This window comes from Agrobacterium sp. NPDC058088, from assembly GCF_042885035.1.
GTDB lineage: Bacteria > Pseudomonadota > Alphaproteobacteria > Rhizobiales > Rhizobiaceae > Agrobacterium.
The window spans coordinates 67,014-82,066 of record NZ_JBHVSU010000001.1 but is presented as its reverse complement, the minus strand read 5'-3'; the positions used below and the strand labels follow the sequence as shown (position 1 = coordinate 82,066).

General features: G+C 59.6%; 11 protein-coding genes. 7 read left to right on the top strand and 4 right to left on the bottom strand.

What is annotated here, in order from left to right:
- The first annotated feature begins 45 nt into the window (after positions 1–45).
- The 4 genes from ACFVTJ_RS00415 to ACFVTJ_RS00400 all read left to right on the top strand — a co-directional run bounded on the left by ACFVTJ_RS00415 (position 46) and on the right by ACFVTJ_RS00400 (position 5,977).
- Positions 46–855 carry an alpha/beta hydrolase fold domain-containing protein gene (locus tag ACFVTJ_RS00415; RefSeq protein WP_386903659.1) on the top strand — a complete coding sequence of 270 codons (810 nt, stop codon included), beginning with the start codon at positions 46–48 and terminating at the stop codon, positions 853–855.
- Between the two features lie 116 nt (positions 856–971).
- On the top strand, positions 972–2,162 hold the full coding sequence (locus ACFVTJ_RS00410; protein ID WP_386903657.1) for an efflux RND transporter periplasmic adaptor subunit: 1,191 nt from the start codon (positions 972–974) through the stop codon (positions 2,160–2,162).
- 133 nt (positions 2,163–2,295) lie between these two features.
- Positions 2,296–5,490 carry an efflux RND transporter permease subunit gene (locus ACFVTJ_RS00405; protein WP_207587768.1) on the top strand — a complete coding sequence of 1,065 codons (3,195 nt, stop codon included), beginning with the start codon at positions 2,296–2,298 and terminating at the stop codon, positions 5,488–5,490.
- A gap of 292 nt (positions 5,491–5,782) precedes the next feature.
- A complete protein-coding gene (locus tag ACFVTJ_RS00400; RefSeq protein ID WP_174022819.1) occupies positions 5,783–5,977 on the top strand; it encodes a hypothetical protein in 195 nt (64 codons plus the stop codon).
- A 58-nt stretch (positions 5,978–6,035) separates the two neighbouring features.
- Here ACFVTJ_RS00400 and ACFVTJ_RS00395 read toward each other — a convergent pair whose 3' ends face one another.
- Positions 6,036–6,881: an endonuclease/exonuclease/phosphatase family protein gene (locus ACFVTJ_RS00395; protein ID WP_386903654.1), complete on the bottom strand. Its 846-nt coding sequence runs from the start codon at positions 6,879–6,881 to the stop codon at positions 6,036–6,038.
- A 48-nt stretch (positions 6,882–6,929) separates the two neighbouring features.
- Positions 6,930–8,390, bottom strand: coding sequence for a phosphatidylserine/phosphatidylglycerophosphate/cardiolipin synthase family protein (locus ACFVTJ_RS00390; RefSeq protein ID WP_386905209.1), 1,461 nt, complete (start codon positions 8,388–8,390; stop codon positions 6,930–6,932).
- A 245-nt stretch (positions 8,391–8,635) separates the two neighbouring features.
- On the opposite strand from ACFVTJ_RS00390, the gene pdxY reads away from it, so the two are divergent.
- Positions 8,636–9,511: a pyridoxal kinase PdxY gene (gene pdxY / locus ACFVTJ_RS00385; protein ID WP_386905208.1), complete on the top strand. Its 876-nt coding sequence runs from the start codon at positions 8,636–8,638 to the stop codon at positions 9,509–9,511.
- A gap of 175 nt (positions 9,512–9,686) precedes the next feature.
- A complete protein-coding gene (locus ACFVTJ_RS00380; protein ID WP_386903652.1) occupies positions 9,687–10,328 on the top strand; it encodes a carbonic anhydrase in 642 nt (213 codons plus the stop codon).
- A 191-nt stretch (positions 10,329–10,519) separates the two neighbouring features.
- Here ACFVTJ_RS00380 and ACFVTJ_RS00375 read toward each other — a convergent pair whose 3' ends face one another.
- Together ACFVTJ_RS00375 and ACFVTJ_RS00370 are read right to left on the bottom strand one after the other, a co-directional pair.
- The gene (locus ACFVTJ_RS00375) at positions 10,520–11,335 is read right to left on the bottom strand and encodes a lytic transglycosylase domain-containing protein (RefSeq protein ID WP_386903650.1); all 816 of its coding nucleotides are present in this window, start codon (positions 11,333–11,335) and stop codon (positions 10,520–10,522) included.
- A 217-nt stretch (positions 11,336–11,552) separates the two neighbouring features.
- Entirely contained in the window at positions 11,553–12,587 is a 1,035-nt protein-coding gene (locus tag ACFVTJ_RS00370; RefSeq protein WP_174036430.1) for an aspartate-semialdehyde dehydrogenase, read from the bottom strand.
- A gap of 495 nt (positions 12,588–13,082) precedes the next feature.
- Here ACFVTJ_RS00370 and ACFVTJ_RS00365 point away from each other — a divergent pair, with 495 nt between their 5' ends.
- Complete coding sequence (locus ACFVTJ_RS00365) at positions 13,083–14,966, top strand: MFS transporter (protein WP_386903648.1); 1,884 nt, start codon at positions 13,083–13,085, stop codon at positions 14,964–14,966.
- Positions 14,967–15,053: the final 87 nt, after the last annotated feature.

Sequence of the window (15,053 nt, the reverse complement as noted above, 5' to 3'; positions counted from 1 at the left end):
GCAAATGTGATGCGCCGCCGATGGTGGTGCACGGGACCGGATCAGATGAACGCGCACTGGGAGAACATCAAAAGCTGTGGGGGCTCTACACCCCAGCTTTCCGTGCGCCGATATGAAGGAGCGAGCCTGTGCAGCCAGCCGCCTGTCGTACTTTACCTGCGCGGTGGATCGTTTCTGCAACCCGGTCTTGAGCCTGGTGGTAACTGCCCGGAGCTTCCAGTGGCCCGCGCGCTTGCGGAAAGCGGCGCGGTGGTTGTGGAAGCCGACTACAGTCAGCCATCCGGCAACGAGTTTCCGATGGTCATCGATTGTGCCTATGAGGCGCTCGATCATCTGAGCCGGGATCGCAAGCATTATGGCGGCGCGAAATCGCTGCTGTTCGTGGCCGGCGAAGAAGCTGGTGGCAATGTGGCGGCGGGGCTTGCGCTGAAGGCCCGTGACCGCATGCCGGGCAAACTCGCGGGTCAGATTCTTCTGTCGCCCATGATCGACCCGATGATGACGACGGAATCCTTCCGCGAAGCGGACAGGATCGGCATGCGCCAGCGCTGGGCGGATGGCTGGAGCCATTACCTTGCCAAGGCCTGCGGGTTTTTCCACCCCTATGCCGCACCCTGCCAGTGTACGCGGCTGAACCGGGTGGCGCCGGCGCTGATCTTTACCGCCGAGGATGATCCTCTGCGCGACGAAACGGTCAATTATGGAGACCGCCTCATCGCCTCGGGCGTCAATGTCAGGCAGCACGTATTCCCCGCCGGCATCGGCTGGACGGGGCTTTATCAAGGAGAGGGCGGCGGATGGGTTTCCTCCGTCTGTTCGGAGTTCAAGACTTTCGTTGACCAGTTAAAACACTGAAAATTCGCATTTTGAGCATGTCCAGTAAAAGTGCGTAGCGGTTTTACGTGCGGATCATGCGCCGAAGTAAAGATAGATGAACGACCTGCTCCCGATCGGGGGCGAAGGAGATACCCATGACGCTGAACACAAAGCGCCGGGCCCTGACGGGTGCCGGCATCGGGCTTGCCATGTCCGTTGCAGCAGCAGCACTGTTTTTCGACCTCCCAACCAGCCGCGATGCCACGGCTGCTTCCGCGCCCGCTGAAACACCGGCAGTCCCGGTTACTGTCGCCAAGGTTGAAAGCCGCGACGTGATGCGCTGGGAAGAGTTTTCCGGCCGTCTCGAAGCCGTAGACCGGGTGCAGATCCGCTCCCGCGTCGCCGGCCAGATCAAGGCCGTGCATTTCCGCGAAGGCGCGCTGGTAAAGGAAGGCGATCCCCTCTTCACCATCGACCCGGCCCCCTATCAGGCCGCAGTTGCCGGCGCTGAAGGACAGGTTGCTTCCGCCGAAGCCAAGGTCAGCCTTGCGAAAACGGAACTCGACCGTGGCCGCCGGCTTTCCGACAATCGCACCATTTCGCAGAGCGATCTCGACCAGCGCCAGAGCTCGTTTGCGGATGCCGAAGCTCAGCTTCGCGCCGCCCGCGCAGCACTCACGACAGCTCAGCTTGACCTCGGCTATACCGAGATCCTTGCCCCGGTTTCGGGCCGTGTCGGCCGTATCGAAATCACCGCCGGCAACCTCGTCGCCGCCGGTTCCACCTCGCCGGCATTGACGACGCTCGTCTCGGTCAACCCGATCTATGCGAGCTTCAACGCCAGCGAGGGCGTCGTGGCCAAGGCTCTTGCCGAGCTGCCGAAGACCGATGGCGCCCTGCCCGCTCTTGAACAGATCCCGGTGGAAATCGGCACGCTTTCGGATGAAGGCACGCCGATCAAGGGCACGCTGCACCTGATCGACAACCAGGTGGATTCGGCAAGCGGCACCATCGGTGTGCGCGCCATCTTCGACAATCCCGATGGCAGGCTGATCCCCGGCCAGTTCGTGCGGGTGCGCATGGGCGAACCGAAGCCGGAAAACCGCATCGTCATTAGCGACCGCGCCATCGGCACGGATCAGGACAAGCGCTTCGTCTTCGTGGTCGATGCCGAAAACAAGGTGAGCTACCGCCAGATCAAGCCGGGCGCACCGGCAGACGGTCAGCGCATCATCGATAGCGGTCTTGCCGCCGGTGATACGATCGTCGTCAACGGCCTGCAGCGCATCCGTCCCGGTGCGACAATCGCACCGCAGGCGGAAGACAAGGTTGCTGCCTCGCAGTAACCCACCTCTTTGATCAGTAAGCGTCCCGCACTTTCGCGAGACGCGCATTCAGACAGAACCGGCCTTCACCGGCGGCAGGATTGCCGCCGGAGCGGCCTTCGCATTCCAAAATATACCCGGAGAGGGACTGGATATGAATATTTCCAGATTTTTTGTCGACAGGCCGGTATTCGCCGGCGTCTTGTCGATCCTGATTGTGGTGGCAGGCCTTCTTGGCATGCGCGCCCTGCCGATTTCGGAATATCCCGAAGTCGTTCCGCCATCCGTCGTCGTGCGCGCCACCTATCCCGGTGCGAACCCGACCGTTATCGCCGAAACCGTTGCAACGCCGCTCGAAGAACAGATCAACGGTGTCGAGGACATGCTCTACATGGGCAGCCAGGCAACATCCGACGGCGTGCTGACGCTGACCGTCACCTTCAAGCTAGGCACCGACCCCGACAAAGCCCAGCAGCTGGTGCAGAACCGCGTCTCGCAGGCGGAACCGCGCCTGCCGGCAGAAGTGCGCGCGCTCGGCATCACCACGGTCAAGAGCTCGCCGGACTTCATCATGGTCGTCAACCTCGTCTCGAAGACAGATGCCTATGACATCACCTATCTGCGCAACTATGCGACGCTGAACGTCAAGGATCGTCTCGCCCGCATCGAAGGCGTCGGCCAGGTTCAGGTCTTCGGCGCGGGTGACTACTCCATGCGCGTCTGGCTCGATCCGCAGAAGGTGGCCGAACACGATCTTGCTGCCGCCGACGTCTCCGACGCCATCCGCCAGCAGAACGTGCAGGCCGCAGCCGGCGTCATCGGCGCTTCACCAAGCCCTAACGGTGTCGACCTGCAGCTCAACGTCAATGCCCAGGGCCGTCTGACGACGCCGGAGGAATTCGGCAACATCATCGTCAAGAGCGGTGCGAACGGCGAAATCACCCGCCTGCGCGATGTCGCCCGCATCGAACTCGGTGCAGCAGACTACACGCTGCGTTCGCTGCTTGATGGCGAGCCGGCCGTGGCTGTTGCGGTCCTTCAGGCCCCCGGCTCCAACGCCATCGAAATCGCCGATAATGTCCGCGCCACCATGGACAATCTGCAATTGGCGATGCCCGATGGCGTGAAATACGAGATCGTCTACGATACGACGAAATTCGTGCGCTCCTCCATCGAGAAGGTTGTCGATACACTCCTCGAGGCCGTTGGCCTCGTGGTGCTTGTGGTCATTCTCTTCCTTCAGACATGGCGCGCCTCGATCATTCCGCTGATCGCCGTTCCGGTCTCGATCATCGGCACCTTCGCCGTCATGTATGCCTTCGGCTTCTCCATCAACGCGTTGACCCTGTTCGGTCTCGTGCTCGCCATCGGCATCGTGGTGGATGACGCGATCGTGGTGGTGGAAAACGTCGAACGAAATATCGAAAACGGGCTCTCGCCGCGTGACGCCACCTATAAGGCCATGCGCGAAGTCTCCGGCCCGATCATCGCGATTGCGCTGGTTCTGGTCGCCGTCTTCGTGCCGCTCGCCTTCATCTCCGGCCTATCCGGCCAGTTCTACCGGCAGTTCGCGCTGACGATTGCGATCTCCACCGTCATTTCGGCCATCAACTCGCTGACGCTGTCGCCCGCTCTTGCAGCCCTGCTGCTGAAGGAGCACGGCGCACCGAAAGACTGGTTGACCCGCTTCATGGACAAGATCTTCGGCTGGTTCTTCCGTGGCTTCAACCGTGCCTTCGGCGCGGCCTCGAACGGCTACGGCAAGACTGTCGGCGGACTGGTGACGCGCAAGAGCCTCGTCATGATCGTTTACATGGCGCTGGTGGCTGCTACCTATGGCATGTTCACGACTGTCCCAAGCGGCTTCGTCCCCGCGCAGGACAAGCAGTATCTGATCGGTTTCGCCCAGCTTCCCGATGGCGCAACGCTCGACCGCACCGAAAACGTCATCAAGCGGATGAGCGCGATCGCCATGGAAACGCCCGGCGTCAGCCACGCCATCGCCTTCCCGGGCCTGTCGATCAACGGCTTCACCATCGGCTCCAATTCCGGCATCGTCTTTGCGGTTCTCGATGACTTCGAAAAGCGCAAGACACCGGAACTCTCCGGTGGCGCCATCGCCATGCAGCTGAACCAGAAGTTTGCCGGCATTCAGGACGCCTTCATTGCCATGTTCCCGCCGCCGCCGGTCAACGGTCTTGGCCAGACAGGCGGCTTCAAGCTGCAGATCGAAGACCGCGCCGGTTACGGCTACCAGACGCTGGACGAAGCGGCGAAAGCCGTGATCGGCAAGGCCTATCAGACACCGGAGCTGGCAGGCATCTTTTCCAGCTACCAGATCAACGTGCCGCAGCTCTTCGCCGATCTCGACCGCGCCAAGGCCGAGCAGCTGGGCGTCTCCGTTAGCGACGTCTTCCAGACGCTGCAGATTTATCTCGGCTCGCTCTACGTCAATGACTTCAACGCGTTCGGTCGCACATACAGCGTCCGTGTGCAGGCGGATTCGCAATTCCGCGCCCATGCGGAAGATATCGGTCGCCTGAAGGTTCGCTCCGCAACGGGTCAGATGATCCCGCTGTCAACGCTGCTGAAGGTGGATGCAACGACGGGACCGGAGCGCACCAACCGTTATAACGGCTTCCTCGCAGCCGATATCAACGGTGGACCGGCACCGGGCTTCTCTTCGGGTCAGGCGCAGGCCGCGATCGAAAAGATCCTTGCCGAAACCCTGCCCGCAGGCATCGATTACGAATGGACCGATCTGACCTACCAGCAGATTCTCGCCGGCAATTCCAGCATCGTGGTCTTCCCGCTCGCACTGCTGCTCGTCTATCTCGTGCTTGCCGCGCAATATGAAAGCCTGACCCTGCCGATCGCGATCATCCTGATCGTGCCACTGGGCGTGCTTGCAGCTCTCACGGGCGTCTGGCTGACAGGAGGGGACAACAACATCTTTACGCAGATCGGCCTTGTCGTCCTTGTGGGTCTCTCGGCGAAAAACGCGATCCTGATCGTGGAATTCGCCCGGGAACTGGAATTCGAGGGACGAACGCCGGTTCAGGCGGCCATCGAGGCAAGCCGTCTTCGCCTTCGCCCGATCCTGATGACCTCGCTCGCCTTCATCATGGGCGTGGTGCCGCTGGTCGTCTCGACAGGTGCCGGTGCGGAAATGCGCGCCGCCATGGGTGTCGCGGTCTTCTCCGGCATGATCGGCGTGACGTTCTTCGGCATCTTCATGACACCGGTCTTCTACGTGCTGGTGCGCAAACTGGCGGGCAATCGTCCGCTCATCCAGCACAAGCAGGAAGAACCGGCCAATTCGGACTACAAGCTCGAAAAGGCCGGCTGAACCCTCTCCTCCCATCCACCGCCACCTTCGAAGTAAGCCCGCCGCGCATCATCAGATGCGCGGCGTTTTTTATGGCTGGAAATGTTTATGCGGCTCCACTGAAATAGAATCAGTTTCAAATGCTTAAGCGGGAAAATCATCTATATTGTCCCGTGTTGAGCCTGTCAAAAATCAATATAACCGTACCAACTCGACAGAGCGGCAAGAAACGATGCTATTTTATGCTTTGTATTTTGTGGTAAATTATCAAGAACAGGGTGATTCGGACTAAATGATTTAGTTCAGGGGCTGCATGATGGAGCAGGAATACGAAAACTGGGCAACGACTGTTGCCTATTCGATCGTGATGCATGAGGGTCTTGATCTGGCGCTTTCCGCGCAGAACCTGGACAGAAGCAAAACCAGAAACAACCGTGAGCGGCTGATGGAAGCCATTCGCACATCGTTGCTGGAGGCTCGTTCGCGCAGCCACCTGACGGTGGCGTAACGGCTTTGCCCCCTGCCGGGTCCAATCTCCTGCTTGCGGCATATTATCGGCGGCGGGATCAGGCCGGAAGCAGGTCGGTCCGCACCGCTGCCTTCAGCGGCAGGTGATCCGAGGCGATGCGCGCCAGCGCGCTGTCATGCGCCTCAACCTGCTCGATCAGCCCTTCCCGATTGGCGATGATCCTGTCGAGCGCCAGCACCGGCAGGTTGGACGGAAAACTCGGCACCGCCGGCGGCAAAGCGCCAAAAGCATCGCGGAACGTATTGAGCGACGAACCGTTGCCCAGACGCCATTCGTTCAGGTCTCCCATGAGAACGGTCGCGCATTCGTTGCGCGCTTCGAGAAGGCTGATCAACGCTTTCGCCTGCTGGGCGCGGGAATGTCTGAGAAGCCCGAAATGGGCGGCGATGACCCTCAGCGTGCCGCCGCTTTTCAGATCCAGCTCCACGACGAGCGCGCCGCGGGGCTCCAGCCCCGGCAATTTCAGCGTATGCACATCCCTGACCGCGCCTTCCTTGAACAGCACGACATTGCCGTGCCAGCCATGGGCTTTCACGCCGGCCTGGATAGGCACGGGAATGAGGCCGCTTTCCCGCTCCAGCCGCGCGAGATCGAGCAGGCCGGTACGCTCGCCGAAACGGCTGTCCGCCTCCTGAAGGGCAATAATGTCGGCACCGATTTCCTGAATGACGCGGCTGGTACGATCGGGATCGAACTTGCGGTCCCGGCCGACGCATTTATGCACATTGTAGGAGGCGATGACCGGAAAGGAATGGTCTTTCGTCACTGGCGCCGCATTCTGGCGCTGGCGGCGGTCGCGCAGCGACTGCATGACGAAGGCGGAAAGGCTGGTGTTTTTCGCCAAGGCCGTTTTTTCATCATCCAGCAAACCGTTCTTTTTCACGCGTTTATGCCTCCGGTCTCACGGGCGTCCTGTCGGGCGCACCGCACTCTAAAGATAAGGCGAAGCGAGCCACAGGACGCGCTCCACGAAACGGACAACGAATGGCCGCGCATTCAGTTCGCTGAGTCGCACGGGCAAGGCGGTTGCACGCGCATCCCGGATACGATCTCCGATCGCCCCGGCGAATTCTTCATCCATAACTTCGAGATCGATCTCAAAGTTCAACCGCAGCGACCGCGGATCGAGATTGGAGGAGCCAATGTAGCTCCAGCGCCCGTCGATCACCAGAAGCTTGGAATGATTGAAAGCCCCCGTCGCCCGCCAGATGCGGCAATAATTCCTCAACATCTGGTCGAACTGAGCCGTCATTGCCCTGTCGACAAGCACCAGATTGTTACTTTTGGGCACGATGATATCGACAACAACTCCCCGCCTTGCTGCGGTAATGAGTGCCGAAATAAGCTCCCGATCGGGGAGAAAATAGGGCGACATGATGAGAATGGAGGAACGGGCGACGGAAAACGCACCCATCAGCATCTTGTGACTGGTCTCGATGCTTTTATCCGGCCCCGAGGAGGAAACGCGCGCCACGATCTGCGATCCCGGCACACCATCGGGAATGGCGATATCCCAGACCGGCGTGTCCAGCAGTTCCTTCGTCGTGAAACGCCAGTCCTCCGCCGCGATGGAGAAAAAATCAGAAACCACCGGCCCGGTGATCTTGAAATGTGTGTCGTGGGATTGCTTGTCACCACCGAATTCCAGCGTGAAACCCTCGCGGATATTCATGCCGCCGCTGAACACGACGCGACCGTCCACCACGAGGATCTTGCGATGGGTGCGCAGATTGGCATAGGGCAGCCGCAGCCCCATGATGACATTTCCGTTGAAGACATTGGCAACGATGCCCTTTTCCCGCAGCGTCGGCAGGATGCTCGGCACCGAATATCGCGCACCCACGGCATCGATGAGCACCCTCACCTCCACGCCGCGCAGTTTTGCCTGCTCAAGCGCCGCAACGAAGCGGGCGCCGATTCTGTCATTGTCGAAAATATATGTTTCGAGAATGATCGACCGTTTTGCCTCCCCGATCGCCTCCAGCATGGCGGCATAAGCAGCGTCCCCGGTTACCAGCGGCTCGATGGTGTTGCCTGTTGTCAGCGCGTGTCGCGTCACCCGGTCGCCCAGGGTCTTCATGGCCTCGAAACGACGGCCAAACCGGGTGGCGACCAGTTCTGCGTCCGCATCGAAACGCGCCACGCGATCCATGATCTCGTCCAGCATAAAGGACCGCTGCTGCGTGATGTTCGAACGGCGAATGCGGTTGATGCCGGCGATGGCGTAGATAACCGCGCCGACGATCGGCGACAGCACGATGACGCCCACCCAGCCCAGCGCGGAACGCACCTCCTCCTTCGTCATCGTGGCATGCACGGCCGCCACGGTTCCCATCAGGATGGAGAGAACGGCAAGGATATGCGGCCAATAGGCAATGACGAGATCGAGCATGATGCAACTATAGGGCATCGGCTCAAAAAGTGTAACGCGGTTTTCGGAGAACCCGATGCGCAAACAAAATATAGAGTACTTCGGCAATCCCGCAACGAAACGAGCATCACGCCATGCTTTAGCGGGACAGACCCTTGCGGGATTAACGGTGGAAACCGGTCTTGCGATATGTCATGAGAGCGCATCTCGATCTCTGGCAGGGGCACTTGCGGGCCTCTGCGGCATTTGAAAGCAAGAAGGCCGTGATGCAGGAAAATACACAGGGCGCCGTCATCGTCATTTCCAGCCACGTCATGCGTGGATCGGTCGGCAACCGGGCAGCAGTCTTTGCGCTGGAGACGCTGGGTTATCCCGTCTGGGCGGTGCCCACCATCGTCATGCCCTGGCACCCCGGCCACGGCCCGTCCACCCGCATGCGCTTTCAGGACGACGATTTCGACAAGGCCATGACCGATCTCGAAAACGCCAAATGGATCGGCGAGGTCAAGGCTGTCCTGACCGGTTATTTCGGCAGCGCCGCGCAGGTGCGCTCCACCGCAAGGCTGATCCGAAATCTGAAGGAAAAGAACCCGGCGCTGATTTACGCCTGCGACCCGGTCATGGGTGATCTCGGCGGCCTTTATATTCCCCTTGAGACCGCCGAAGCCATCCGCGACGAACTCATTCCGCTTGCGACTGTCGCGACGCCGAACCGTTACGAACTGGCCTGGATGAGCGGCGCGGAACTTGAGACCAACAATGCCATCATGGATGCCGCGCTTGCCCTCGGCCCGCCGAAAATGCTGGTCACCTCGGCGGTACCGATGATGACGGGCGGCACCGGTAATCTTTACCTCAGCGGCCGCCATGCGCTTCTCGCCGAACACCGCGCTATCGAGAATGCACCGAACGGGCTCGGCGACCTGATGTCGGCGCTGTTCCTTGCCCGCCTGCTGGAAGGTCTGGATGATGAAAAGGCGCTCCAGCTGGCAACCGCCAGCGTGTTTGAAATTCTGGCGCGGACGAAAAAACGCGAGATGAACGAACTGACGCTGGAGACCGACTCTTCAAGTCTCTCCACACCCATGGCTATGGTGCAGATGCGTCATCTCTTGCATCCTTCGCGCAGCAAGCGCAAATAGCGGCTAGAGCGTTTCCGGGACAATCGGATCCCGGTTTTCCTCCCGGAAATGCGGCAAGCAAGGAGTTGGGGCGGTTTTGCAGCTTGAAGAAAAGCGAAAACACTCCAAAGGATTGGTCTTCAACGCACCGAGTTCTTCACTTGATCTTGGTCCAAGCACAACGGTACTGCGATAGATGAAAGATTTTCCGGAAAACCTTCTCAACGGCTACAAGAACTTCATGAGCGGTCGTTATATCGACGAACGCGAAAGATATCGCGTTCTGGCCGAGACCGGACAGAAACCGCAGACCCTGTTCATTGCCTGTTGCGACTCCCGTTCGGCGCCGGAAACCATTTTCGACTGCGGACCGGGAGAACTTTTCGTCGTCCGCAACGTCGCCAACATGGTGCCGCCTTTCGAGCCCGATGGCCAGTACCACGCCACCTCGGCGGCTATCGAATATGCCGTACAGGTTCTGAAGGTAAAGGACATCGTCGTCATGGGCCACGGCCGCTGCGGTGGCATTCAGGCTGCACTCGACCCCAATCTCGAGCCGCTCTCCCCCGGCGATTTCATCGGCAAATGGATGAACATGGTGAAATCCGCCGCCGAGCAGATCCAGAGCAACGATGTCATGACCGCCTCCGAGCGGCAGACCGCGCTGGAACGCGTTTCCATCCGCAACTCCATCGCCAACCTGCGTGGTTTCCCCTTCGTCAAGGCGCAGGAAACCGCCGGCAAGGTGAAGCTGCACGGCGCATGGTTCGATATTTCGACGGGCGAATTGTGGGTGATGGACGGCAAAACGGGTGATTTCCGTCGCCCGGATCTGTGAGTGAAGCGGGCTTATACTATTGGGCACCTTAGGGCCCCGCTCCGGTAATTCCCGTCATCCTCGGGCTTGACCCGAGGATCTAACCACGCCGCACAAAATCGGAACGTTGCAGATCCTCGGGACAAGCCCGAGGATGACGTCGAGAACGCGGATAAGGCCTTGTGATCAAAAGGCCTTTCAAACTTAAGAACCTATTGGCCGTCGATCGACTTGCCGATAAATGCAATCGCCTGCTGGTAGACGCTTGCGGCGTTCCAGCCCTGAATGGCCGCATAATTCGCCTGTCCCTGCTGATAACCGGCACCACGCTGCCAGCCATGGCCGACGAGGAAGTTTGCGGTGGACGCCAGCGCATCGGCGCGCGAGCCGACGAGATCGATACGGCCGTCGCGGTCGAAATCCACGCCGTAACGCACGACGTTCAGCGGCAGGAACTGCGTCTGGCCGATTTCACCATGGGCGGCGCCTTTGGCGTTGACGTTCAGCGACCCGCTGCCCACGAGTTTCAGCGCGGCATAAAGCTGCTCGGTGAAATAATCCGAACGACGGCAGTCGAAGGACAGCGTCGCCACGGCGGAAAGCGTATGCTGGTTGCCCATGAAGCCGCCGAAGCCGGTTTCCATGCCCCAGATGGCCAGAAGCGGGCCAGCCGGAACGCCGTAAGCTTTCTCGATGGAGGCGAAGAGGGCGGCATTGTTCTTCTTCATGGTCTTGCCGCGCGAAATGATCGTCTGACCGCCGCGCTTCTGCATGAATTGTTCGAAGGACAGCTTGAAGCTGTGCTGGCCGCGATCGGCACGGATGGTCGCCTGATTGTAGGAGACGCCGGAGAAGGCGCGATCGAGCACAGAGGCGCTGACGCCGCGGCCCGCCGCTTCCTGCTTGAAGGCGCTGACCCAGGCATCGAAGCCTGCCGAAGTGTTGCCGCATTGCGCCGCCATAACCGGCGTCGCTGCCAGAACCGAGACCATGGCCACACCAGCCAGAATTACCTTCATTGCCCGCATCAAAATCTGCCTTCGATATTTTTGGGGAATTTCCCAGGAACCAAACCACTATACTGTATGGTTCAGGTGCCAAAACTGTCTTTTGGCGGCCTAAATTGCCTTTCGGCAGCAAGGCCTGCAAATAAACTGGCCGTGATCGTCGCCAATTGAAAACCCGCCTGCCCCACACAGAACAGACGGGTTATACTTAACGAACCTTAAAAAATCGTATCGTCGATCAGGCAGCCGCCTTGCGGGGCTTGATGAAGCCACGATTGATCAGCAGTTCGGCGATCTGGACGGCGTTAAGGGCAGCACCCTTGCGCAGGTTGTCGGAAACAACCCAAAGGTTGAGACCGTTTTCGACAGTCGCGTCTTCGCGGATACGCGAGATGTAGGTCGCATCTTCACCGGCGGATTCAACCGGCGTGATGTAACCGCCGTTTTCGCGCTTGTCGATGACCAGGCAACCCGGTGCTTCGCGCAGGATATCACGGGCCTGATCGGCGGTGATCTCGTTTTCGAACTCGATATTGACCGATTCCGAATGGCCGATGAAGACAGGAACGCGCACGGCCGTGCAGGTGACCTTGATCTTCGGATCGAGCATCTTCTTGGTTTCGGCCAGAACCTTCCATTCTTCCTTCGTATAGCCGTCTTCCATGAAGACATCGATATGTGGAATGACGTTGAAGGCGATACGCTTGGTGAACTTCTTGGTTTCGACGGGATCGGCGACGAAAACGGCGCGGGTCTGCTGGAACAGCTCGTCCATGCCTTCCTTGCCGGCGCCGGACACCGACTGGTAGGTGGAAACGACGACGCGCTTGATCTTGGCGAAGTCATGCAGCGGCTTCAGCGCAACGACGAGCTGTGCCGTGGAGCAATTGGGGTTGGCGATGATGTTCTTCTTGGTGAAGCCTGCAACCGCATCGGCATTCACTTCGGGAACGATCAGCGGAACGTCCTGATCGTAGCGCCAGGCGGAGGAGTTATCGATGACGACGCAGCCCTGCTGGCCGATCTTCGGCGACCACTTCTTGGAAACATCGCCGCCGGCAGACATCAGGCAGATATCCGTGTCGGAAAAATCGTAGTTCTCGAGGTTCGAAACCTTCAGCGTGCGGTCGCCATAGGAGACTTCCGTGCCCTGCGAGCGGGCGGAAGCGAGCGGCACGACTTCATCGGCGGGAAAACCGCGTTCGGCCAGGATATTGAGCATTTCGCGACCGACGTTGCCGGTGGCGCCTGCAATTGCAACTTTGAAACCCATGATCAAGCTCTCTTTCTGTCTCTCCTCTTTTTGGTGAGGTGGGAACCCGCATCATATCGCGGCTTCCTCGATCCCCAGCCAAACCGGGGAGAGAGCGGTGGCCAGAGACGTTAGACGGTTTTAATCGTCGTTTTGGCCGTAATTCGGATAGAATAAGAAAGGCGCGGATCATCGCCGGCGGATTGTGCCGGTCCTTCCATGACGAACATGTCTGCAACATGCATGCGCAAGGTGATGCTCCTTCTTCGCGAGAAGCTATTAGAAGGTTTCTCGGTTGTGTCAAGGAAAAAGGCGCTTTCGCAGGCGAGCGGGAATCCGCCCCGCGACATTTTTGAAACGCTTCATATTATACTAAAGTCATAATCCGAAAGCATCGCTCTTACTGAGGTTAATTTTCTGTCACTCTCAGGGTCCGCGCATTGCAGCCGCAAGGTGAGTCCGGAGGAGAGTTGGGCTCCGCAATGCGTCGATTGGGACATCTGTGGAGGACAGACAATGGCAAATGTTGCAGCCGCAAGCGGCGCCGCCCGTCCAATGACGGGTGAAGAGAAGAAGGTGATTTTCGCCTCTTCTCTCGGAACGGTCTTCGAATGGTACGACTTCTATCTTTACGGCTCGCTCGCGATCTATATCGGCGCGAACTTCTTCAGCCAATATCCGGAAACGACGCGTAATATCTTCGCGCTTCTGGCCTTTGCCGCCGGCTTCCTCGTGCGGCCCTTCGGCGCGCTGGTATTCGGCCGACTTGGTGATATCGTCGGACGTAAATATACCTTCCTCATCACCATCCTCATCATGGGTGTGTCCACCTTCCTCGTCGGCGTCCTGCCCAGCGCATCGCAGATCGGCATTGCCGCTCCGATCATCCTGATCGTTCTGCGCATGCTGCAGGGTCTGGCGCTCGGCGGTGAATATGGCGGCGCTGCTACTTACGTGGCCGAACACGCACCGAACGGCCGCAGAGGCTATTATACCTCATGGATCCAGACGACGGCGACGCTCGGCCTGTTCCTGTCGCTGGTGGTCATTCTCGGCGTACAATTCGCACTCGGCAAGGAAGCCTTCGCCGCCTGGGGCTGGCGCATTCCCTTCCTCGTCTCCGTTCTGCTGCTTGGCGTATCCGTCTGGATCCGTCTGAAAATGAACGAATCCCCGGCCTTCAAGAAAATGAAGGAAGAAGGCAAAACCTCCAAGGCACCGCTGAGCGAAGCTTTCGGCCAGTGGAAAAACGCCAAGATCGCCATCATCGCGCTTGTCGGCGCCGTCATCGGCCAGGCCGTCGTCTGGTACACCGGCCAGTTCTACGCGCTGTTCTTCCTGCAGAGCATTCTGAAGGTCGACGGCCAGTCCGCCAATATCATGGTGGCGGCAGCGCTCATTCTCGGCACCAGCTTCTTCGTCATCTTCGGCTGGCTGTCCGACAAGATCGGCCGCAAGCCGATCATCATGGCCGGCCTCATCCTTGCCATGCTGACCTACTTCCCGCTGTTCAAGGCACTGACCTGGGCAGGCAACCCGGCGCTTGCACAGGCACAGGCGAGCGTTCGCGCCACCGTGACTGCCGCACCGGGCGATTGCAAATTCCAGTTCAACCCGACGGGCACGGCGAAGTTCACCACGTCCTGTGATATCGCCACCTCGTTCCTGACACGCAACTCCGTGCCTTACGACGTGGTTGCGGGCACAGCCGGCCAGCCGGCTACCGTGAAGATCGGCGATGCCACCATCACCAGCTATGATGCCGTCGCCGCCGGTGCGGATGCGGCAGCCAAGGACAAGGCGTTCCAGAAGCAGGTCAACACGGCGCTCCACGATGGCGGTTACCCGCTGGTTCGCGGTGCGGCACAGGTGCCGGACGCGAAACTGGATGCCTTCATTGCCGCGAACCCGGAGCTTAACCTCAATGCGGCGGCCGTTCGCGCTGCCGATAAAAAGATGGTTGCAACCGACAAGCTGGTGGCCGACAAACTGCTGACGCCGGCCGAAACCGGTGGAGCCGCGGAAATGGCCGTCTATACCGTGGCAGGCGGCGGCGCCTTCTCCATGGTGGCCGACCCGGCCGCCGTGAACTGGGTCGTCATCATCGCGGTTCTCACCGTCCTCGTCATCTACGTGACGATGGTCTATGGCCCGATCGCAGCTTTGCTGGTCGAACTGTTCCCGACCCGCATCCGCTACTCCGGCATGTCGCTGCCCTATCACATCGGCAACGGCTGGTTCGGCGGCCTTCTGCCCGCCACCGCCTTTGCGATGAGCGCGGCGAAGGGCGATATCTATTACGGCCTCTGGTATCCGATCATCTTTGCAGGCATCACGCTGGTCATCGGCATGCTGTTCCTGCCGGAAACCAAGGATCGCGATATCCACGCCATGGATTGAGCGAAAAGCACTGGAAACAAGAACCCGGCGTTTCGGCGCCGGGTTTTTTATGACCGCCGTACCGCCACCGCTCGAAATGGCCTTTTC